The sequence below is a fragment of the Neisseria sp. P0019.S003 genome (assembly GCF_051957115.1).
GTDB lineage: Bacteria > Pseudomonadota > Gammaproteobacteria > Burkholderiales > Neisseriaceae > Neisseria > Neisseria flavescens_D.
The window spans coordinates 1-438 of sequence record NZ_JBQCWT010000104.1 but is presented as its reverse complement, the minus strand read 5'-3'; the positions used below and the strand labels follow the sequence as shown (position 1 = coordinate 438).

At 47.5% G+C, this 438-nt stretch carries 1 protein-coding gene and 1 pseudogene; both read right to left on the bottom strand.

Annotation, left to right across the window (positions count from 1 at the left end; genetic code table 11):
• Window positions 1–32: 32 nt before the first annotated feature.
• Window positions 33–329 (bottom strand): primosomal replication protein N, encoded by a 297-nt coding sequence (locus ACTHTS_RS11310; RefSeq protein ID WP_440370094.1) that lies wholly within the window; start codon window positions 327–329, stop codon window positions 33–35.
• A pseudogene (gene rpsF / locus ACTHTS_RS11305) lies at window positions 330–438 on the bottom strand (30S ribosomal protein S6); the annotation flags it as partial.

The window sequence follows — 438 nt, the reverse complement described above, 5'->3', positions numbered from 1 at the left end:
CTACGTTGGAATGATTGACGAGCCATTGTCGGTTAACCTTTATATTCTTGAATGTTCTGTATCCGCAGTATCGGCTTTGGATAACGCAGGCTGGCTGCGGCTAAAAAACCGCTAACCTGTACGGCCCAATCCTGCCGACCCTGCCAAACCAAAGCCTCCTTACCGACTATCCTAGCCGCCATTTCAAGCTTTGCCAGACATTTTTCACCGTTCTCATTTTGCCAAGATTCATGCTTCAGCATTAAATCCAACACAGGCACACCTGCGGGCGTGTAACAGATGATGCCGCATTTCTCAATACGGGCGGTAAGGGTCAGGGAGTTGTCCAATTATGCTTCGGCAGTTTCTTGCTGTTGTTTCAACAGGTTTTTGGACTTCTCTTCTTTCATCATCGGAGAAGCGTCGGTAACTGCATGTTTGGTCTGAATAGTCAGATGA